This is a genomic window from Streptomyces sp. NPDC051105, from assembly GCF_040682795.1.
In the GTDB taxonomy this organism is placed as follows: Bacteria; Actinomycetota; Actinomycetes; order Streptomycetales; family Streptomycetaceae; genus Streptomyces.
Genome location: NZ_JBFBBR010000029.1, coordinates 21,277 through 42,871, shown reverse-complemented (window position 1 = coordinate 42,871; position 21,595 = coordinate 21,277). Strand labels below are relative to the sequence as shown.

Annotated in this window: 15 protein-coding genes and 1 riboswitch; of the genes, 4 read left to right on the top strand and 11 right to left on the bottom strand. The window is 68.1% G+C overall.

The genetic code is table 11. From position 1 onward, the window contains the following. Position 1: 1 nt before the first annotated feature. A complete protein-coding gene (gene ccrA / locus AB0N16_RS40195) occupies positions 2 to 1,345 on the top strand; it encodes a crotonyl-CoA carboxylase/reductase (RefSeq protein ID WP_365805771.1) in 1,344 nt (447 codons plus the stop codon). 339 nt (positions 1,346 to 1,684) lie between these two features. Here ccrA and AB0N16_RS40190 read toward each other — a convergent pair whose 3' ends face one another. Further along, positions 1,685 to 3,970, bottom strand: coding sequence for a BTAD domain-containing putative transcriptional regulator (locus tag AB0N16_RS40190; RefSeq protein ID WP_365805779.1), 2,286 nt, complete (start codon positions 3,968 to 3,970; stop codon positions 1,685 to 1,687). A gap of 1,216 nt (positions 3,971 to 5,186) precedes the next feature. Next, positions 5,187 to 5,250, top strand: a riboswitch (Fluoride riboswitch). A gap of 310 nt (positions 5,251 to 5,560) precedes the next feature. Here AB0N16_RS40190 and AB0N16_RS40185 point away from each other — a divergent pair. Further along, complete coding sequence (locus AB0N16_RS40185) at positions 5,561 to 6,064, top strand: inorganic diphosphatase (RefSeq protein ID WP_365805769.1); 504 nt, start codon at positions 5,561 to 5,563, stop codon at positions 6,062 to 6,064. A 260-nt stretch (positions 6,065 to 6,324) separates the two neighbouring features. Here the strand turns inward: AB0N16_RS40185 and AB0N16_RS40180 are convergent, their stop codons facing one another. Next, entirely contained in the window at positions 6,325 to 7,638 is a 1,314-nt protein-coding gene (locus AB0N16_RS40180) for an MFS transporter (RefSeq protein ID WP_365805767.1), read from the bottom strand. A 41-nt stretch (positions 7,639 to 7,679) separates the two neighbouring features. Further along, entirely contained in the window at positions 7,680 to 8,738 is a 1,059-nt protein-coding gene (locus AB0N16_RS40175) for a methyltransferase (RefSeq protein ID WP_365805765.1), read from the bottom strand. Between the two features lie 445 nt (positions 8,739 to 9,183). Between AB0N16_RS40175 and AB0N16_RS40170 the strand changes: the two genes are divergently transcribed. Further along, entirely contained in the window at positions 9,184 to 10,653 is a 1,470-nt protein-coding gene (locus AB0N16_RS40170; protein ID WP_365805763.1) for an MFS transporter, read from the top strand. A gap of 160 nt (positions 10,654 to 10,813) precedes the next feature. Here AB0N16_RS40170 and AB0N16_RS40165 read toward each other — a convergent pair whose 3' ends face one another. Continuing rightward, positions 10,814 to 11,848 (bottom strand): iron-containing redox enzyme family protein, encoded by a 1,035-nt coding sequence (locus AB0N16_RS40165; protein WP_365805761.1) that lies wholly within the window; start codon positions 11,846 to 11,848, stop codon positions 10,814 to 10,816. Between the two features lie 649 nt (positions 11,849 to 12,497). Here AB0N16_RS40165 and AB0N16_RS40160 point away from each other — a divergent pair. Further along, a complete protein-coding gene (locus AB0N16_RS40160; protein WP_365805760.1) occupies positions 12,498 to 13,235 on the top strand; it encodes a 2OG-Fe dioxygenase family protein in 738 nt (245 codons plus the stop codon). A gap of 24 nt (positions 13,236 to 13,259) precedes the next feature. On the opposite strand, the gene AB0N16_RS40155 is transcribed toward AB0N16_RS40160, so the two are convergent. From AB0N16_RS40155 to AB0N16_RS40125, 7 genes are all read right to left on the bottom strand, one after another. Then, positions 13,260 to 14,510 carry an MFS transporter gene (locus AB0N16_RS40155; RefSeq protein ID WP_365805758.1) on the bottom strand — a complete coding sequence of 417 codons (1,251 nt, stop codon included), beginning with the start codon at positions 14,508 to 14,510 and terminating at the stop codon, positions 13,260 to 13,262. Continuing rightward, positions 14,507 to 15,766, bottom strand: coding sequence for an ATP-grasp domain-containing protein (locus AB0N16_RS40150; protein ID WP_365805756.1), 1,260 nt, complete (start codon positions 15,764 to 15,766; stop codon positions 14,507 to 14,509). The genes AB0N16_RS40155 and AB0N16_RS40150 overlap by 4 nt, the downstream gene beginning before the upstream one ends. Positions 15,767 to 15,863: 97 nt before the next feature. After that, positions 15,864 to 17,240 (bottom strand): aldehyde dehydrogenase family protein, encoded by a 1,377-nt coding sequence (locus tag AB0N16_RS40145; RefSeq protein ID WP_365805754.1) that lies wholly within the window; start codon positions 17,238 to 17,240, stop codon positions 15,864 to 15,866. Positions 17,241 to 17,253: 13 nt separating this feature from the next. After that, entirely contained in the window at positions 17,254 to 17,625 is a 372-nt protein-coding gene (locus AB0N16_RS40140; protein WP_365805752.1) for a nuclear transport factor 2 family protein, read from the bottom strand. A 20-nt stretch (positions 17,626 to 17,645) separates the two neighbouring features. Further along, the gene (locus tag AB0N16_RS40135; RefSeq protein WP_365805750.1) at positions 17,646 to 18,509 is read right to left on the bottom strand and encodes a hypothetical protein; all 864 of its coding nucleotides are present in this window, start codon (positions 18,507 to 18,509) and stop codon (positions 17,646 to 17,648) included. 243 nt (positions 18,510 to 18,752) lie between these two features. Then, a complete protein-coding gene (locus AB0N16_RS40130) occupies positions 18,753 to 20,042 on the bottom strand; it encodes an ATP-grasp domain-containing protein (protein WP_365805748.1) in 1,290 nt (429 codons plus the stop codon). Between the two features lie 12 nt (positions 20,043 to 20,054). Next, positions 20,055 to 21,152, bottom strand: a complete 1,098-nt coding sequence (locus tag AB0N16_RS40125) for a GNAT family N-acetyltransferase (RefSeq protein ID WP_365805746.1) — start codon at positions 21,150 to 21,152, stop codon at positions 20,055 to 20,057. Positions 21,153 to 21,595 lie beyond the last annotated feature (443 nt).

The following is a 21,595-nucleotide window of genomic DNA, read 5'->3' as shown; positions in this document are numbered from 1 at the left end:
CGTGACCACTCAGGCCATTCTCGACGCGATCCAGTCGCCGGACTCGACGCCGGCCGACTTCGCCGCCCTGCCCCTCCCGGAGTCGTACCGCGCGATCACCGTGCACAAGGACGAGACGGAGATGTTCGCGGGTCTGGAGACCCGCGACAAGGACCCGCGCAAGTCCACCCACCTCGACGAGGTGGCCCTGCCCGAGCTGGGCCCGGGCGAGGCCCTGGTCGCCGTCATGGCATCGAGCGTCAACTACAACTCGGTCTGGACCTCGATCTTCGAGCCGCTGCCGACCTTCGGGTTCCTGGAGCGCTACGGCCGGCTCACCGACCTCACCAAGCGGCACGACCTGCCGTACCACATCATCGGCTCCGACCTCGCGGGCGTGGTCCTGCGCACCGGCCCCGGCGTCAACGCCTGGAAGCCCGGTGACGAGGTCGTCGCGCACTGCCTGTCCGTGGAGCTGGAGTCGTCCGACGGCCACAACGACACCATGCTCGACCCCGAGCAGCGGATCTGGGGCTTCGAGACCAACTTCGGCGGGCTCGCCGAGATCGCGCTGGTCAAGTCCAACCAGCTGATGCCGAAGCCGAACCACCTCAGCTGGGAGGAGGCCGCCGCCCCGGGCCTGGTCAACTCCACCGCCTACCGGCAGCTGGTCTCCCGCAACGGCGCCGGCATGAAGCAGGGCGACAACGTGCTCATCTGGGGCGCGAGCGGCGGACTCGGCTCCTACGCCACCCAGTTCGCACTGGCCGGCGGCGCCAACCCGATCTGTGTCGTGTCCTCCCCGCAGAAGGCGGAGATCTGCCGGTCCATGGGCGCCGAGGCGATCATCGACCGCAACGCCGAGGACTACAAGTTCTGGAAGAACGAGCACGAGCAGGACCCGAAGGAGTGGAAGCGCTTCGGCAAGCGCATCCGCGAACTCACCGGCGGCGAGGACGTCGACATCGTCTTCGAGCACCCGGGCCGCGAGACCTTCGGCGCCTCGGTCTACGTCACCCGCAAGGGCGGCACCATCGTCACCTGCGCCTCCACCTCGGGCTACAACCACGAGTACGACAACCGCTACCTGTGGATGTCGCTGAAGCGGATCATCGGCTCGCACTTCGCCAACTACCGCGAGGCCTGGGAGGCCAACCGGCTGATCGCGAAGGGCAAGATCCACCCCACCCTGTCGAAGGTCTACTCCCTGGAAGAGACCGGCCAGGCCGCCTACGACGTGCACCGCAACCTCCACCAGGGCAAGGTCGGCGTCCTGTGCCTGGCCCCCGAGGAAGGCCTGGGCGTGCGCGACGAGGAGATGCGCGCCAAGCACCTCGACGCCATCAACCGCTTCCGGACCGACTGAGGATCAGGCCGGCTGCTCCTGAGCCGGTCCGGAGAAAGCCCGGTGCCACGCGGAGAGTTTCCCGACCACCTCGTCCGTGGCGGTGTTCATCGCGCCGAACAGGATCCACCGTGCCGGACGCAGGCGAAGCCGCGCCGCGGGGCACCGGGCGGCACCGGACACAGACCCGGGTCCACTGGGGCACAGGGCCGAACGCCCGCCGGATCCGCGGCACACCGGCCGGCGTGAGCCTGTTGTCGCCCACCCCGCGGAGACCGCGATCCACCGGCCCCGCCACGGCCGGGCCGCCACTCGAAACGGAATACGCAGGAGGCCACAAGACAACTCAAGACCCGCTCATCAGCCGGTGACCGGCAGCCTCCACAAGGGCATCTCGTGCGGAATGGAGCGATGGAATTGCAGGGGAGCGCCCACCGCTCGCCGCCAGGGCGTCAGCAACAGGGCCATGCGCACAAAGCCTCGACGTAGACACGGACTGGTCCGCAGAGCGGGAGGCAGCGTGTCGAGGAAAAGGTGCACGCGTTGCTTCAGCTCGGTGTCCACGGAAGACAGGATGATGCCCCACAGATCGTCGAGAGCGGCATCGGACAGCGGATCGAGATGGATCGTGGACGCCCGGCGCCTGCCGCCTCCCCAGGTGGGCCGTCGCCGCAGCAGCTCCGGTCGGGCGATTGCTATCAGCAAGAGCGGCTTGGCCGTCGCGGTCTCAGCCAGCATCTCGACGAAGTCGAGGACCTCGTCGCTGGCCTGCTCGAGGTTGTCCATGGCGACGATCAGGGGTCGGTCGTCCGCGATGCTCTCCAGCAGCGTCTGCCAGGCGGCCAGGGTGTCCGCAACCGGGTCCGCGCTCCCAGGGCCGCCCGGAAGCAGACGCGTCAGATGCCCGACCATGTCGGCGGTATTGCCGTCCGCCACGGTCCGTGAAACGGCTTCCCTCAGTCTCGACAAGCTGGTCTCCCACGTCTCCCCCGGCTGGAACCCACCCAGAAAGGAGGCGAGTACCCCTGAGGGGACGGCCAGCGGATCGGACGGCTCCGACGCCGAGTGGAGCCCACCCATCAAGAACGTCACATCGGTCCGCTCGCGCCGAAGGCGTTCTTCGAACGCCATGACCAACTGGGTCTTTCCCACGCCGGGTTCTCCGACCACGGTGACGAGGTGGGCCCGGGAACGCTTCCTGACGTGTCCCGCCAGCGTCCACAGCAGGTCGAGTTCGGTCTCGCGTTCAAGGACCACAAAGCTGTCCCCGGCGCTGCCCTTCAGGAGACGCCAGGCAGACGACTCATGACCGGCCACGGCGGAGAAGGAGGCCGCCGTCCCGGCGCCCAGGCGGGTGGTCCGGCACACATAGGTCTCGTAGACCGGTACGGTTGCCAGCAACTCCGTGCATCGGGCGACGAGTTCGCGGTACCGGCTCGCGGTTTCGCCGGCCGCTTGGGGCCGGTTGTCCTCCCCGGTCAGCACGCACACGGAGATCGGCGGACCACCCGGTCCCGCGTCGAACTCGGTGGCCCCGAGGGTGCGCAGGCCCAAAGCGGCGAGGACGGCGCGCTGGGCGCAGTCGTCGGCGCCGGCCTCTGTGGTGAAACGGGCGAGGATGAGCCCGGGCGATTCCGCCTCGACCAGGACACCGCCGAAACGGAGGACTTCGGTCCGCACCCGGTCCAGCAGATACCGCTGATCCGCCGCCTCCTGCTCGGCTGTGCACAGCGTCTGCCGATGCCAGCGCACGGCGAGCAGGCTGGTCGAGGTCGCTGGCGAGACCGGATCCCGCTCCAAAGGTGCGCCCGGCCCTTCCGGATGGTGAGACGGCGTCACGGGCATGTCGCCCGTCGACGCGAGCCCCAGTCTCTGGCCGTCCATCAGCGAGGCATCGTGGGTGAGGATCGCCTGCTGAAGCTCCTGCAGATCCCGGCCGGGCTCCAAGCCGAACTCCTCGGTCAGGGTGGTCCTGACCCGCCCGTAGAACTCCAGAGCGTCCACCTGGCGCCCGCTTCGGTAGAGAGCGAGCATCAGCTGTCTGCAGGCACGCTCCCGTAAATTGTCGCCGTTGGCCACCTCCTCGAGCTGACTGAGAATCTGCTGATGCCGGCCACAGGCGATCTCCGCTTCGAAAAAGTCCTCGAAGGTGTCCAGGCGGGAGTTCGCGATGATGTCCATCTCAGGCCAGACGATTCCGGCCTCGGCCAGGTCCGCGAGTACCGGGCCCCGCCACAGAGCGAGTGCCTCGCCCAGCAGCGAGGAGGCGTCCTCCGGCTTGCCGGCAGCCAGCTGACGGCGGCCTTCGTCCGCGAGGCGCTGGAACATGCGCAGGTCCAGCAGATCCTCGTCCAGGGAGAGCGTGTAACCGGGTGCCTGAGTGAGAAGGGCACCCTCGCCCGGGATCGCCGCGCCATGGGAGCTGAGAGCACTCCGCAGATGCGACACGGCGTTCTGCAGTATCTTGCGCGCCGACAGGGGCGGCTCATTCCCGGCCCAGATAACACTCAATAACTGCGTGGTCGACACCACGCGATTGGGGTTCAGGAGCAGATAACCGAGCAGGGCTCGCGGCTTGATGCCGCCCAGCGCCATGGTTCCCGCATCTAATTTCACTTCCAAGGGACCGAGCACACCAAATTTCATCGTCACCTCGAGTACGTCAACTCTATTCGTTTTCAGATACCGTTGCGCATCGCCAGGAACCTGACTCGACCGAGCGTAGAAAATAACGAGCAACCGGGATGAATGCCATCACGCTCAAAGGGGCGGGGTAAATGACACCGGAAACTCGTGCGCCGGCCGCACGGCCGCACATCAACGGTCGAATCCAAAGGACGGATACCGGGCTTCACCGCCAAGGGGAGCCCTCAGGCATCCGGAACCAGCAGCAGCTGAGGAAAGCGTGGGAGACCGCCACCGGTCACATAGACCGAAACGAATGAATCAGGAGCGAGTTCTGCCCGTGGAAATGACTCTTCGACCACCGGACAGAGCAGCCCGCCTACAGGGCGACAGCCTCCCGGCTACGCCGGTTTCCGCGTCGTCCGCTGCTCTTTCTGTGGCGCATTCCATTCCGTGAACCCCCGTAGCACACTCAAGCTCTGAACGGTGCTGTGCTCAACTCGCCCGCGTCGGCCACAATAACTGGAACGCCACCGGGGCCAGAGGCGGCTGAGGCATTCTCAGCGGCGACAGCCGATGCTTGATGATCAAGACCGTAAAAACCTTCCACGAGACTAGATCGCCACTTCACGCACCGTCAACCCAAAACTACGGCAGGGCCCGGCAGATTGCCTGGCCGGGCGCGGTCAGGTTTCGGGCACACCATGCAACCCGCGCACACAAGGCAGAGTCAGACAACCCGCGTACGGGGCGGCATTCTGGCCACATAGGAAGTTTCCGGCCGAGCTCGCATCGGTTAGAAGCTCTTGGAAATGGCCGACCGATGCCGAGCATGGCATGAGTGTCAGTGCTGGATAAAATTCGCAGCCTCCAGCGGTGAAGCGAGCACGTCGACAGCCGCCCGCTGTCCAGGTGCCGAACGCCATACGACGGGTGGGGAACGGAGCCCGCCGGAATCGCCTTGGTGTCGCTGCCGATCCGCCGGAACGTTTCCGCCGCGACCACCCGGCCGACCGCACCGAGCCCGGACCCGAACATGCTCCGTGCGAAGCCGCACCTCCGCGTGGCTCCGTCCCTGCGCACCGCCACGGTGTCCTCCCGGCTGCCCCGCACGGACGCCCCACCGATGACGGGGGCGGCTCTCCCGGTGGCCGTCCGGCCGTCCGAAAAGGCACCGTTCGGTGCTCCAAGGTATGTCTGTTGTGGCGATCTTTCGGGCACAATGACGGCGCGCGCCGAGCGTGCCGGTGATGGGGCTCACCGCAACCGCGGCAAACGCCGCTGACGGTCCCTGGTCCAAGGACATGACCAGGAGGAGCCATGCCCCACGCCCGCCGCCCGCCGCCCCCGCCGCGGGGGCCGCGCCGGATGCCCGCTCTCCCCGCGGATGGCCACCGCCTCCGTGCCGCCGGAGCCCGCACCGGGTGCGCTCGGCGGCCGACCGGACCCACGCCGCCGCCGACGGCTCTGGGGAGAGAGGCGGCACAGGGACCCGGCCGTTCCCCGGTCCGGCGCTCCGGCGCCGTGCGGACGGCGGAGCCGCGGCACAAGTTCCGACGAACCTCACCCCGAGCCGCAGGACGACGCGGCCCATGCCACCAGGAGGTCGCAGTGGAATTCGACGTCATCGTGGAGATCCCCCAGGGCTCCCGCAACAAGTACGAGATGGACCACGAGTTGCACCGCATCCGGCTGGACCGGCTGCTGTTCACCTCCACCCAGTACCCGGCCGACTACGGCTACATCGATGGCACCCTGGGCCGTGACGGTGACCCGCTCGACGCGCTCGTGCTCGTCGGGGAGCCGACGTTCCCCGGCTGCACCATCGAATGCCGTGCCGTCGGCATGTTCGTGATGAAGGACGAGCGCGGCCCGGACGAGAAGGTGCTGTGCGTGCCCGCGCACGACCCGCGCTACGCCGAGGTACGGGACATCCACGACGTCGCCGAGTTCGACCGGCTGGAGATCACCCACTTCTTCGAGGTCTACAAGGATCTGGAACCCGGCAAGTCCGTCGAGGGCTCGCACTGGGAAGGCCGCGAGCAGGCGTACGCCGAGATCGAAGCGTCCTGTGAACGGGCCCGTGCCCAGGCGGCGGCCGGTCCGCATGAATGACGCCGGGCACGTGCACGGATGAGGGCCGGAGCCGCGCCGGGACGACGGTCAAGGCGCGGCGGCGGTGCGTGACGGCAGCCCGGGCGATGAACGAAAGGTGCGGCGTCCCGTTCCGTCCAGGCCGCCGCACCACCGCCGACACGCCGATCACGCACCTGCAAGGAGGGCATCCCGCCGGCGGAGAGCGCGCCGTCGAGCGCACGAGAGCCGGTCGGTGGCGCGCCCACGGTCACGGACGGAGGACGAGGTCCTCCGGAAGCTCACCCCCTGACCGTCTCCAATGGTTCGAGCGCCTGGGCTCCGGTCTCCGGTGCAAGGCAGGCGGCTGTCACGGTCACCATGGACAGTGCCACGAAGTAGGCGACTATCAGCCATGGTCTGCCTGAACCGGCCATCAGCAGGAACACCCCGACAAGGGGCAGGATCCCACCGCCGAGCACGGCACCGATCTGGTAGCTCATACCCACACCGCTGCCTCGAACCGCGGTGGGGAACAGTTCGCTGAGCCAGGCCGGCTGAGGCGCTGACATGGCGTCATGGAAGAGGTTGAGCCCGCACACCACCCCCAGCCCGATCAGCACCGGCGACCGTGTGTCGACGAGGAGGAAGAAAGGCGCCATGTACAGCGCACTGCCGATGGCACCGAACAGATACCAGCGGCGCCGTCCGGACCGGTCCGACATCATGCCCCAGAAGGGTGCGCTGAGGAGGCTCAGCGCCGAGCTGACCGCCACCGAGGCCGCCCCGACCGAGGAGGTCTTTCCCAGCACCACTCCGATGTAGTACACGGAGAACACGGTGTAGAAGTACGACGCCGTGGTCTGCGAGATCCGCAGGCCGACGCCGAGCGCGAGTCGTCTCTTGTGGTGGCGCAGGAGGTCGACGAAGACGTTGGACCTCGCCCTGTTCCCGTGCTGGGTGCGCTCGAAGACCTCCGGTTCCGGAACCGTCACCCGGATGACCAGCCCGACGAGGATGAGCACGGGGCTGATCAGGAAGGGGATGCGCCAACCGCCGGCCAGGATCTCGGAAGAACTCGCGAAGCGCTGGAGCAGGAAGAACGCCGTTGAGGCGAACAGCAACCCGAGCCCTGCCCCCGAGGTTGCCAGGCTGCCCCATCTGCCGCGTCGGCGGGCACCCGAGTGCTCGACCATGAACACTGCGGCACCGCCCTGTTCGGCTCCGGCCGCCACGCCCTGGATCAGACGCAGGATCACCAGCGCGGTCGGTGCCGCCGCACCCACCTGCCGGTAGGTCGGCAGCGCACCGACGAGCGTGGTGACCACGCCCATGGTGACCAGTGACAGGACGAGCACGCGGCGACGGCCGTGCCGGTCGGCGATCTGGCCGGCGAGCACGGCACCGAGTGGACGGGCCACGAAACCGACCGCGTAGGTCCCGAAGGCGGCGAGCTGACCGGTGGTCGGATCGAGGGTCGCGAAAAAGATCTTGTTGAAGACCAGCGCGGTGGCTAGGCCGTACAGATAGAAGTCGTACCACTCGAAGACCGCCCCCACCATGCTGGCGACGGCCGCACGCCGTGCGTGCGGACGGTCGGCCGAAGTGGCCGGCATCTCCGCCGTCTTGGTCCCCCGTGCGTGTCCTTCGTCCGGCCTCATGCCGCTGGCTTCCGCGCGATGACCACACTCCGGTCGCTGATGGTGTCCTTGTGCCGGACGTCGACGAACCCGCTGTCGGTGAGCATCGGCTCCAGCTCCGACACCGACCAGCACTTGCCGTGCGTGCCGTGCATCATCATCACCGAGTACTCGGCCACCGGCAGCGGACCTGTCTTGTCCGCGTTGATGTGCGCATCGTGGTCGACGATCCAGCCGCCAGGCTCCAACGCCGCGTACGACGCGTCGAGCAGATCGCGCACCTGGGCCTCGGACCAGTCGTGCAGAACGTGCGAGTAGATGTGCAGATCGAATCCGCCGGGCAGCGGGCCGTTGAACATGTCGCCGGTGATGACGTTCACGCGATCGGCATAGCCCCGTCGCACCAGCAGCTCCCTGCCCAGCTCGTCCACCGGTGAGCGCTCCAGAACGGAGGCCCGTACTTCGGGCCTGCGATCGACCAGGGCGCACGAGTACACGCCCGAGTCACCGCCGATGTCCAACGACCGGCGGATGTCCGGGAGTTCGTCCAGGGCGGCGGCGAACTCCGCCCCGAGGAACAGGCCGCGGGAGTCCATGGACGCGACGACGTGGCGCGCCCACCCGGGATCGATCAGCCGGTCCGACCAGTCCCGGCTGTCCTCGGTAGCGCTGGACCACGACGACGTCTTCCCGCTGCGCAGGGCGGTCATCATCTCGGCGCAGCCGGGACGCTCGCTGAGCGAACCGAAATACGCCCGCATGTCCCACGACGAGTCGGCGACCAGGTGTTCGGCGGCCAGTGGGCTGAGCCGCAGCGTTTCGTTCGGAGCGCGCTCCAGAAGTCCGAGAGCGACGAGGTAGGTGATCAGTACATCGAGTGCACGCGAGTCGAGCCGAAGTTCCTTCTCGATGTCCGCGGCGCGCACCTCTGCTCTTCTCCCGATCCAGGTGAAGAGGTCGAGTTCCACGATCGCCACAATGAGCAGATCTGCGGCGTAAACGCCTTCTCGCAGGCGGTAGAGCGAAACCGGATCGGTTAACGGTCGTGCGCGATTTCCTGTGCTGTCGGGGTTCACCTTTTCACCCAGTTCCTGACTTGAGCGGCGTCAAAAGTGCTGGAAGGTTCCGAAGACCGCCAGAAGCGTATCCAGACTGATCCTTCCCGAGCAAGAACGCATCAGCTTGTGCAACTACTCGAAGGACCACGGTCTTTCCACCATCAAGGGTGAGGACCGCGGCGTTCGGCGACATCCGAAGGAAGCGACGTCAATCGCAAGGACGTCAGCCGCCCCCTCTCCTGCGGGCGTGTCATCGACGTCTCCCGCGGCGCGCACGATAAGGTCGCCGGTGCTCCGGTGACAGTCGCGGACACTCTTCAGGACATCCGCGGACGGGTCCGAACGACACCGACACATACCGCGTCATGTCGCCAGCGGCCCTGTCGGATTTCTCGGTCGCCAGGGTGACACGGACCTTCGACGACGCATTGCGGTGATCTCGCTGAAAGTACGTCGCGTCGCGGTGACCGGTACCGCGCAGACCGATTCGGCATACTCCTGGCTGGGCCTCGCAACCGTGCTGACCGGTGCGTTCATCGCCATGATGGACACGTTCATCGTCAACGTGGCCGCACCGAGCATTCAGGCGGATCTGCGGGCGAACACCGCGGACACCGAGTTCGTGATCGCCGGCTACACGCTGACCTACGCGGTCGGCCTGATCACCGGTGGACGGCTGGGGGACGTCTACGGCCGACGGCGGATGTTCACCCTGGGACTGGCCGGGTTCACCGCGGCATCGCTGATGTGCGGCCTGGCCGGCAGCCCCGGAGAACTCATCGTCGCCCGGCTGTCGCAGGGCGCTGCCGCCGCCATACTGTCTCCGCAGGTACTGGCGATCATCCGGACCTCCTTCACGGACCCGCAGCAACGCGCCCGCGCTTTCGGGCTCATGGGCGCGGTGCAGGCGCTGGCGAGTGTGTTCGGGCAGATCCTGGGCGGCGCCGTGACACAGGCCGACCTGCTGGGGCTGGGCTGGCGCCCGGTGTTCCTGATCAACGTGCCGATCGGCATCGCCGCGCTGCTGCTCACACGGCGCACGGTAGCCGAATCCCGGTCCCCGGCCGCCGGCCCTGTCCACTGGGGCGGCACCCTGTTCGGCGTGGTGACACTGAGCCTGTTGCTCCTTCCTCTGATCGAAGGACAGCAACTCGGCTGGCCCGGGTGGCTCGTGGGAATGCTGCTCGTCGCAGTGGCGGCGCTGACCGTGTTCGTCATCACCCAGCTCCGCCGGGCCAAAGGCGGCGCCGCGACCCCGCCGAACGCCGAGCTGCTGGCCAGCCGGTCGTTCGTCGGCGGCGCCACTGTGGTGCTGCTGTTCTCCGCCACCATGCCGCCGCTGTATCTCGGCTACACGATCCTGCTCCAGGACAGCTATGGCCGCTCTCCCCTGCAGGCCGGGCTTGCCTTCGCTCCGCTCGCGACGGCGGTCGCGATCAGCTCGTTCATCGCAGGCCGCTTCCTCCGTCGGGTCGGAGCACGCACGGTGCTGGCCGCGGGAGCGGTGCTGCACGGTGTCGGCGGCGGTGTCGCGCTCTGGATCTGTCTCGCCAGGCCCGCCGGCCTGCCCGAAAGCCTGCTGCCCTCCATGGTGGTCATCGGCATCGCCGAGGGGCTCTTCGTGGCTCCGAGCCTGAATGCCGTACTCGACGGCGTGGGCGTAGAGCACGCCGGAGGCGCCGCGGGGATTCTGACCTCGATGCAGCGGCTCGGCAACGTCCTGGGCACGGCGGTGCTGATGCTGCCGTTCCTGGCGGCCTTCGATCAAGCGCGGGCCGCCGGCACCGCGCCCACCGAGGCATACTCCCGGGCGTTCGCCGCGCTCTGCGGGACCGTCGCACTTGTGTCGCTGCTCATCGCGGCGCTGCTGCCCTTCGTGTCCCCCGGGAGAGCAACTGCGCGGCAACCCCGGTCCTCGCCCGCGCGTCGCTGACCGGGACCCGCCCCCGGAGGACCGGGGGGCGCCGTCCGGCGCCACCCGGACACGGGCGTGCTGCGGGTACCGGCCGCATGTCGGCGCGGTCGAGCCGGACGTGCCGTTCGCGGTCCGGGGGTGCTTTCCGTCGGTCGTCCCACTCCGGCACGGGCGCGGCTCAGCTCACGGTCTGAGGCAGGCGACCGCTGCCGGACAGCGCGAGTTCCAGGCGCTCGTCGAGGTGGCGGGCGGACGAGTTCACCCGCCACAGCGCCCCGCGTGCGATGGCACGCCGCATGGACGTCGAACGGGCACTGGGAACGACGACGTTGTGAAACCAGCCGGCCGCGTGCTTCGAGTCGACGGTGATGTGCAGCCGGTGGTAGACGATCCCGACCTCGGGCAGGCCCAGCCGCTCCCAGGCCTGCACGACGTTGCGGAACCGGTCGGGGGCCAGCCATTCGGCCATGCCGAGGAAACCGACGGCCTCGGGGTAGAGCCGGCGGTAACGGCACAGCAGTACCGCGAGGTTGCCCGAGTGCAGGTCGGCGGTGGTCATCGCCGCCTCGAGATCCTCGGCGCGGACGTCGAACACCTCATAGATCTTGTTGAAGAGGTGGGTGTGCACGGCCGAGGGGTCGCCGTTGCCCATCTCGTCCCAGTAGTTGTTCGCGATCTCCATCTTGCTGGCGCCCACGGTGCCGACCTGCATCATCGCGAGCAAGTCGTCGAACCGGCCGTCGATGAGCGATTCCTGGATCACATAGGTGCGCAGATCTTCACGCGTGGCCTCCCGGTTGATGAACTCCGTGTAGTACGGATGTTTGTAGGCCTGATGCCCACGGACCAGAGTCTTGAGCCAGGACAAAAACAGCTTGGGGTCTTCCGGGGCCTCGTCAAGGATGCCGGGCGCCAGATGGGCGTCCTCCGCCTCCATGGTGGCCGTCTCCAGCAGGCGGGTGACCTCGTGCAGCAGTAAAGAGCCCTCGGCGGTGGGGTGGTCCGCTATGTGCATCACCGTCTGGTAGATACGCGACAACAGCAACTGCTGCGCGTAGCGGGCCCGGTCGGCCACGGGACCGGGCCCGTCGGCCGCGGCCGTGTTGAGCGCGGTGATCGCGGCGACGATGCGCTCACGCTCGCCCGCGAAGGAACGGTCGACCTCATCGGCGGGAACCGCCAGCCAGGACGAGACCTCGTCCACGACTGCCATGGGTTCGGTCGGTATCGTCTGGTCCGCGGCAGGACTGTGTTTGGTGGGCACTGCATCTCCAAGTCTCTGGTAAAGCGGGGCGGTTTCGCGTTGTACCGGGTCCGGGCGGGAACCCTCCTCCGACGGGGCTCCGGGCTGTGTGGACTTCCGTACGGCCGTGGACAGCACCGGAGTCGCATTTCCCCGGTTCGCGGTCATGTCGGACAGGCGCGCGTTCCGAATTCCGGTTCGGGATGCGGGCCTCGGGCGAGAACATCGACGGACGGGTCAGAGCGCGGATCTGCGCGGCAGTTGCTCACCTCGTGGGTGTGGCCTGCGAGGGATCGACTGGTTTCGCCGTACTGAGCGACCTGTTCACCGGCAACGTCTGGCACCGCCTGCTCACACATAAGCAAGTACCCGAATGGCCACTCCTTTTGGAGTAAACCACAAGGAGCAGGCCCTCGCGCAATGATCTCGGGCGAGGGCCTGTCCGGCATCGGCGGTGCGCCATCACCTTGTAACCGGTCTGACCTGGTGCGGCCGCCGGAGATTGAGACGCCGACCACAACTGCTTCCCGTATCCGTATCTCAGGTGCTCGTGTCAGGACATTCATGGGAACCTCATACGCGGGAATGATCCTCAGATCCTTTCTTGGAGGAGCCAAACATGCTGCACACCGACATCCGGGACGAACTACGGGCCAACGGCTACGCGTTAGAGCCGGCCAGCCAATTCCCCATCGATCCCGAATTGCGGCCACGAGTGAAGCAACTGGCGCACGAGTGGGAACACCTGGAGGTCGACCGATACCTGAAGGACGGCTCCCGTTTCCGCGAGCGGGCCTACGACCGCTTCTTTTTCCTGCCGCGCACCGGAGAGGTCCGGCTGCGCCCGCACCGGCCGTACTTCCAGTCCGAGAACGCCAACGACTACGCCGGCGGCATCCAGCGTGACGTGGCTCCGCTGAGCCGCTCCACCCTGGACAACCCGCTGCTGACCCGCCTGCTCCGCACGAACTTCGCCCGGTTCCCGGTGGAGGACGGCCGGCTCGACGACCCGTGGGACGTCCAGTGCCACCAGTTCCGGATCATCAGCACGCCCGACGAGATCGGCCGGCCGACGCCGGAGGGACCGCACCGCGACGAGGTCGACTACGGCGCGATCCACCTGATGGGACGGCTCAACGCCACAGGCGGTGAGTCCCAGGTCTACAGCCAGGACAAAGCCCTCCTCACCGAGTTCTGTCTGACGGAGCAGATGGACACCATGTACTGGGCGGACCAGCAGGTCCTGCACGCGGTCCGGCCGATCAGGCCGCAGGACACCGGACGGCCCGCGGTGCGCGACGTGCTCATCATGGGCTACAAGCACAGTGCCGGCCTGCAACGGTTCGAATCGGTCTGAGGCCGACGATCGGCTCGCGGCGGATCAGGCCGCAACCCGTGGTCCGCCGCGTTCCAGCGGTGCCCGCCGGCCGGCCAGGGCGCGCAGACCGGCCGCGTCCGCCGCGAGCAACGCCGCGGCGAGAACCCAGAAGATCCGGTGGCCCGCCAAGGATCCGTCGAGCAGGAATCCGGACAAGAGGCTGGCCAGCGTACCGCCGATGGACCAGGCCGTGGTCATGTATCCCAGGTACAGCCCTGTGGACCCGATGGGGGCCAGTTGCACGGCAATGACCTCGGACGCGGCGATGAGGGCGAGTTCGCCCAGGGTCACCACCAGCATGGAGGCGTACAGCGGCCATCTGCCCATGGGCAGGCAGAGCAGGCTGCCCACCGTCATCATCGCCGCTCCGGCGGCGAGGAGGCCTGCGCGTTCGTGGAGGGCGAGCCCGTCGGCTCGCCGCCCCGCCCAGTGGCCCAGCGTGACGACGACCAGCGCGCTGAGCGAGCTGATGAGGCCCACGTCGAAGTAGCCGAGCCCCCTCGCCTCCGCCTCCAGTGGCAGCGCCGACACCAGGAGCGAGATACCGAACCACATGGGTATGGTCAGCGAGCAGTAGACCAGGAACAACGGGTTGCGCAGGGGACGGAAGGCGTCGCGCCACACGGACACCGCGCCGGCGGGCCCGCGCAGTGCCCGGCCGTCGAGTCTTCGGTAGCGCACCACGGCCGCGGTCGTGCTGCCGGCGTAGATGACCGCTGAGATCACCAGGATCAGGCGGGGGAATCCAGATTCGGCCAACAGGGCCCCCATCAGCGGGCCGAGCAGCGCCCCCACGCTGGTGGCGACGTAGAACCCCGCGAAGGAGACAGCGCTGCTGTCGTCCTCGGAGGCCTGGGCGAGTATCACCTTGCCGGCGGAGTTGTAGGCCGCCCCGCCCAGGCCGTCGACGACCATCGCCGCCCACCACACCGGGAACGTGAGAGACGAGCCGAGCAGCAGATATCCGACGGCTTCGGCGGCCAGGCCCACCACCAGGACGCGCTCGGCACCCCACCGGTCGCATGCCATCCCCGTCGGCACCGCGACGCTGCGCCGGAACAACGTATGGGTGGCGATGAGAACGCCCACCTCTGTGCTGGTCATGGCACCCGCGCGGAGCGCCACCAGGCCCAGCAGCGGGATCGTGAGGTAATAGCCGAGGCTCGTGGCCACGCGCGTGGCGGCGATGAAGGCCTTCGGAGACCGCTCCCCCTGGCGCGGTGGCTGTGCCGCGTACACCTTGTGCGCGGTCATTCGGTTTCGATGTGGAGAGCGTCGGCAAGCTCGGCCTGCTTTCGCTGGACGCCTTCGCGGTCGTCCGCGGTGAAGAGCACCTGCGCGTGTGCCCCGGTGACGTGCGGAGGCACATCCACCCAGTCCCCCGGCGCGACGAAGATCTCGACCTCGCGGACCTGGGGGTCGCTCCGCACCCGGTCGACGCCCCGCACCTCGGTGACGCGGCCCGGTCTCCGCGCGAAGGCGAGATGGACTCCCATGGTGGCGCGCGGCTCACGCGGCCGCAGATCCGGTACGCGCCCACAGGCGACGTCGAGCGCGGCATCGACCAGGTCCACTCCTGTACTCAGCGCGACGGACCGGTAGATGGCTCCGCCGCCCAGCCGGGCCGCGGTCTCCAGAATCCTTGGTCGTCCGTGGTCGACCCGGAACTCCGAATGCGTGACTCCGGCCTCGACACCCAGTGCCTCGTGCGCGACGGCCGTCAGCCGCTCCACCTCGGCCAGCACCGCGTCGGGCAGGGTCGTCGGCGTCGTGCAGAACACCTCGGCGAAGTGTGGTCCGTCCATCGGCAGTGGCCTGTCGTGCACTGCCACCACCTGGGTCCGGCCGCCGACGACCACCGACTCCACACTGATCTCGGTCCCCGGCACGAACCCCTCGAGCAGCAGACCCCCTTCGTGTTCCTCGAACGCCGCCCGGTGCAGGACGTCCTGACCGAACCCGTCCCATGCCCCGGTCCGCATAGGCTCGAAGCTCCGGCCCAGCTCGGCAGGGTCATCGACACGCCATACGTACTTGCTGCCGCCTCCGAACACCGGCTTCAGTACGAGCGGGTACCCGATCCGATCCGCGACGGCGAGGGCCTCGTCGACGGTGCGGGCCAACCCGAACTCGGGCTGCGGAATCGCGTGCGCGGCGAAGGCGGTCCGCATCGAGTACTTGTCCCGGGCCAGATGTGCTGTGCGTTCGCTGATGAACCGCACCCCCAACTCCGCCGCCACCATCGCCGCCGCCGACACGCTGAACTCGGTGAACGCCGTCACTCCCCGAATCGGCTCGGTCTCGCCGGCGACCAGATCCCTGACGGCCCGCAGTGTCTCCTCGGCGTTCGTGGTGTCGGTGGTGATCACTCGGTCTGCGTATTCTCCCTCCCAGGTCGGTTTGTGCATCAGGAGGAGCAGACGCTCGCCATGTGCCTTCGCGTAGCTCTGCATGCGCGCAAGATGCGGACGGCGGCTGGCACTCGCGGTGTGCACGATCAGAATGCTCAACGGATTCCTTCTCCTTGTTCGAGTGGATCTCTACGCGCAGCGGGGGCGGTGATTCACGGCGGCCGACCGCGCCGGCCCACCGGAATGACCGTCTCCCTCACTCGGACAGCCGACTCTGGACGGCTTTCAGTCGGCCGAACGCCAGCATTCCGGGCTCGCCGCCCTCATAGCCGTAGCCGCTGATTCCGCGGCCGCCCAGCGGCGCGTCCGGGGCGGCGCCGGAGGCGAGGTTCACCGATACGCTGCCGGCGTTCAGCGCACGACTGAGCCGGTCCGCATGGTTCGGGTCGCCGAAGACGTAGGCGGACAGCGCGTAGTCGCAGTCGTTGGCCAGGGCGATGGCCTCGTGGTCACCGTCGTAGGGGATGACCGGGGCCACCGGGCCAAAGGGTTCTTCCCGCAGGACACGGGAGCGGGTGTGAAGCTCCGTCAGAACAGTCGCCGGGTAGTAGAAGCCAGGAGTCTGCGGCACCCGGCCACCGAGCCGAAGCCGTGCCCCGCGGTCGGTGGCGTCGGTCACCAGCGCATGCACCTCCGCCTGCCGACGGGGGTTGTTGAGCGGCCCCATGGTCCCCGGGCGGCCCGCGCCGTCCCGTTCGTAGTCGCACAGCGGCGCCTGCTCCATGAACCGCTCCACGAAGGCGTCGTGTATGGCGCGGTCCACGATGAAGCGGCTGGGTGCCCCACAACTCTGCCCCGCCGAACCGAACTTGGCAGCCGCCAGGGCGGACGCGGCGAGGTCCAGGTCGGCGTCCGCGGTGACGATCGCCGGTGCGTGGCCGCCCAGTTCGAGGACGCACGGGGTCAGGGTGCCTGCCGCGGCCGCGGCGACCAGCCGACCGACCCGGGTGGAGCCGGTGAAGGAGACCACACCGAACTCCGGTCTCCGCACCAGGGCCTGCGCCCCGTCGGGGCCGGTGTGCACCATCTGGAGGACCCCCTCTGGCAGTCCCGCCCGGGAGGCCGCCGTACGGAAGGCGTCGGTCACCGACGGTGTCTCGTCGGCCGCCTTGACGACGACAGGGCAGCCCATGGCCAGAGCCGGGCCCAGCTTCCGGGCGAGCACCACCGCGGGAAAGTTCCAGGGCACGATGGCCAGCACCGGACCGGCCGGCTCCACGCGCACTTCGCGTACCGTTCCGGCCCGTTCGGGCAGGGCGGCTGGGACGGTGAGCCGTGCGGCCTCACCGGCACTCCAGCGCAGGGTGTCCACCGCCCGGATCAGCTCGGCCGCCGCCTCCGCCTCGCTCTTGCCCTGCTCGCGGCTGAACGCCGCCGCGACCGCAGGCAGCCGTTCCTCCAGCAGGTCAGCCATCCGGAGGATCAGCCGGCACCGTTCACCCACGGCGGTGTCCGCCCACGCACCGGCTGCTTCCAGAGCGGCGGCGGCCACAGCAGGGGTCTGGTCCGGCGCCAGCCAGGGGACGGCGCCCAGCGGCTCCCCGGTGCGTGGATCGACGACTTCCCCCGTCATGATCACTGTCTCCTCAGATCGCGGGACGGTAGAAGTACGTAACGCGGTGTTTGATCTTTCCCTCCGTCACGGCATAGGCGTCGGCGAACGCCTCGTCCAGGGGACGGCCGCTCCGGTCCATCCCCGTGAACCGCCCCCAACAGGCCGCGGTCCCGAGGTCGCTGACGACGTGCTCGACGTCGTGTCGGCCCTGGTCGACGACGCGCTCGTACCGGTAGAAGTGCTGGATCGCCGCAAGACCCACCAGGGGCTCGTAGCCGGGCCGCTCGTACACGCCGTCCTCGGCGAAGACTCGGGACAGCTGGTCCCAACGGCGGTTGTCGATGACGTCGAACAGCTCGTTGATCAACTGTTCCGCCGTGCGTTGCGCTGCTGCTGAAATCATGTCGGGGCTCCTTCTGCAGGTCAGGTCCAGGAGACGACGGTCGAGTCATCGGTGAACCCGAGGATTCCGGCGAGTGTGGTGCGGCGCAGGTCCGGATCGGTGTTGGGCTCGACGGCGTGCACATGGGCTCCGTTGAAGACGTACACATCACCGGGGTTGACGTCGATCCACGTCAGCTCCGTCCCGGCGAGGGACTCCAGAGGGTAGGGAGAGCCGGTGTAGTGCAGCCCCAGACGGCGCTTGCTCAGCTCGTCCGGCTGAATGTTCCAGTACGCCAGGCGCCCGCCGTCACCGTTCTCCAGGCAGATGTTGAGCGCCGCGACGTGGCGCCCGGCAACCTTCTGGATCTCGAAATCCGCCTGCTGGGGCTCGGTGCACTGCGCCAGATCCTCGTGCGGCGCCAGGGCGTACTCCCCTTGCCCGTGCCAGGAGCGAAGCAACCCTCGGCAAGCCTGGCGATCACCGTGCCGGGCCCGCCGTACCTCGATGCCCTGCGGCGCCAGGACCTCGGCGAGGCCTCCGTAGAAGACAGCCGTCGGATCGCCGGGGACATCGAGCACCTCGTCGAGGGCCGGGGCGATCTGCTCGGATTCCTCCAGGTATGTTTCGGTGGTCTTGTGATAGTGGTAAGTGCCCAGGTAGTATCCGGGAGCCTCGGTCCCGCGCTTTTTTCGGTGCGTGCTAGCCCAGAAGCGGCGGGCCAGTTCCTTGCGCGTCTCCGGATCGACCATGCCGCGGAACATCACTCCCGCGACCTTTCCGAGCAGCACGTCCACCACGGCTTCAGGTCGGTATGTGTCGTACTCCCGGAACGTGAAGTACTCGGCCGAGCCACTCCACCCGGTGAGCGGAACGGCCACGGCACCGGACTCGGTAACGGTCATCTCACGGCTCCATGAGGGATCGGATCAGGAAGGTGTCCTTCTGCGGGTGACGGGAGGGGGCGGATACCGGCAGGGCGGCATCACGCACACGCACCGGATCGCGGCGAGCGCCGTGTCGAACGGTGCGGTGGCCGCCACGCCGAGGGACGAACGCCGGGCTGTCGACAGGACACCGAGGAACGCTCCGGGACCTCCGTCGGGCAGCTCATGCGTCCGCGTCGCGCGAGGCGGGGGCAGGTGCCATCACTCCACCTCGATCCCGATCTGCCCGATCGCGGCATCCGCCCTGCGGAGAGCTTCGCCGCCGTTCTGCCCGCACACCACGATGCTGCCGAGCAGATCAACGTTGTTCTCCGGGACCCGCACACGGTCGCCGGGGGCCACGTGCAGGTCCACCTCGACGACACCCGGGATACGTGCGAGCAGGTCGAGGCCGTGCACCGCGCGCACCGTGCCGTCGCGGGGTGCGGAGAGAAACCGCGACACCGCGGAGCCGAGCGGGCGCAGCGTGAGGTCCGGTTCCTGTCCGGAGTGCATCCGCACCTGCTCGCGCTGGAGGTGGAACCCGGTGCTCTCGCGTATGAGCCGGGTGATCTGCCCCCCGGGCATACGGGCGTTGATCTCGATGAGCTTGGGACCGGAATCCGTCATCCTGACCTCGACATGGGCACAGCCGAAGTCGTGTCCGACGGCGTCGAGCGCGGCGAACGCCGTCCCGACGAGATCCTTCTGGACGGTCTGCGGAAGGAGCGAGGGAAAGACGTCTCCGGTCTCGACGAAGTGCGGATGGGCACCGAGCCCCTTGTCGGTCACCCCGATCAGGGTGCGTTCACCGCGGAAGGTGAAGGACTCGACGCTGACTTCGTACCCGATGAGGTACTCCTCCACGAGCGCCCCGGGCAGGCGCCGCCCGCCGAAGAAGTCCGTGGGGACCGACGCGATCACGTGGTACTGCGCGATCACGTCCTGCACCGTACGGCACAGTCTGACGTCCAGACTCCCGGCGTCGGTCATCGGCTTGACCACACACGGCAACCCGACGCGCTCGGCGGCGGCGACCGCCTCCTCCTCCGAGCGGACCCAGGCCCACAGAGGGACGGGCACACCCGCCTTCTCGGCCGACTCTCTGGTCTTCAGCTTGTTGCGGCACATGTGGGCCGCGGCGGGGTCGAGCCCGGGCAGCCCCAGTGTGCGCGCGGTCTCGGCCACGACCGGAACGTAGTGGTCGATGGTCGTGTAGATCCCGCACAGATCGCTGCGCTCGTAGGCCCGGTCGAGAGCCGCGACCACCGAGGCGCTGTCGTGCGGGTCCGCCTCGATCACGCTGTCGACGCATGCCTCGAACGCCTCGCGCGCTGGGGGGTCGGGCGCGTAGCGGGACATGTCCCGGGTCACGAACGCGATGTGCAGTCCTTGAGCACGTGCCGCGTCCAGGGGAGTGCGCCCGAGTGCCCCCAAGAAGGTTTCGATGACTGCGAAGACGCGTCGATTGCCCTTGTTCGGCACACCGGACCTTTCGTGGTGGATGGTCAAGGTCACGCACCTTCACAGGCGCAGTTGGTAGCAGAACTGGTCAGTGGCTACGCAGCCGCGTGAGCGTTTGGTGTCCTCACTGCCGTGTCCGTAGCAGATGGTGGTGACACCCGCCGCGGCGGCCTCCTCCAGCAGTCGGTAATAGAGGATCTCGAAGTACAGCGGAAGCCCGCTGCGCCGCTGGTAGTCGTAGTCGAAGCCGCTCTGCCGCGCATACCAGTAATGGTTGTGACGCAGAATCAGGCCGAACCCGCGGATCGCCCCGTCGGCTCGGGCGACGATCGCGAAGGCGTCGTCTCCGAACCGGTCCCGGACCTGGACGAGTGTGGGCAGCGACTGGTCGGCACGCCACGCGATGCCGTACTTGCGCATCAGCTCCGCCTCGAGTTCGGCGAAGCGGGGCAGGTCGGCGCCGTCCAGGGACTCCACGGAGAGCCGGCAACCCGCGTCGTACAGTTTTCGCCGCTCGGCCTTGATGGACACACGCCGTTTGCTCGGCAGCGCGGCGAGGTAGCCCGGGAAACCGTCCGGCGGCACGTGCAGGGAGCTGTATCGCCCGGACACGTAGCTCCGGTACCCGCACCGGGTCAGAACGCTCCTCAGCTCGTGATCCGTCTCGTCCACGTAGAGGAAGGCGATACTCACCGCGCCGACCCCCCGTGCGAGGCTCTGTGCGGCGGTGACGAGTGTCTCGAGGTCGTCGGCCGATGCCTCCCGCCCGTACAGCACACGGGTGTTGCCGAGGTGACGGCCACCCGCCAGCAGCGTGGGCATCAGGGCCGAGGTGGTCTCCCCCGGGAGATCGGCGAGAATTTCCTTCGCACCGGGCAATCCGGCCTCGGCACTCTTCTCCAGTACGTAGTCGGGGCGGCCTAGCGACCAGGGAGCCGACGCATCGGCCAGCGCGGTGGCGAGTCCCGCGACCATTTTCCCCGCGCGCTCGATCCACAGGTAGGCCATGGGAACACCCGCGGTGTCCTCCACCACGTCCAGCCATCGAGTGGTGAGGAAGAGGTCGGAAGAGCGGGTCAGCGCGTCCCACTCGTCTCGGGGAAGAGCTCTGGCCTGCCGAACGGCACGGACACCTTCGGGGAGGCGTACCGTGCTCATGTCCACGGCCATACGTCCACTGATAAATCAGCCAGAACAGACATATTCATCGACGCATACCCCCGTATCGCCTGACAATTCAACAGCCCAGCTCACACTAGGTATTTATTGATCGCGCTTTATCAACTTGCGAGCGAATCTACACCACATGAGTCAGTCCTGAAACAGGTATTGCGAACCGCAGGGTCTCCTCCCGTCAGTTCCACCGAAGGCGGGCACACCCCATCCAGGGGGAGCATCTCGGGCGCCCCCGCAGGGGAAGGAAGCGCTCCCGGAGCAGGTGACCGGTGCCCGCCGCCGGAGAGCCGGAGGGCTCGCCCGTGCCTCCTGCTCCGTCCGTCATACGGCGGGGCGGATGAGGCCAGTGCAGCGCTTGGCGTGAAATCGACCGTGCGACGGCTTCCCTCTCTGGCATGCTCATGATTTGGACTATGCCGCCTACT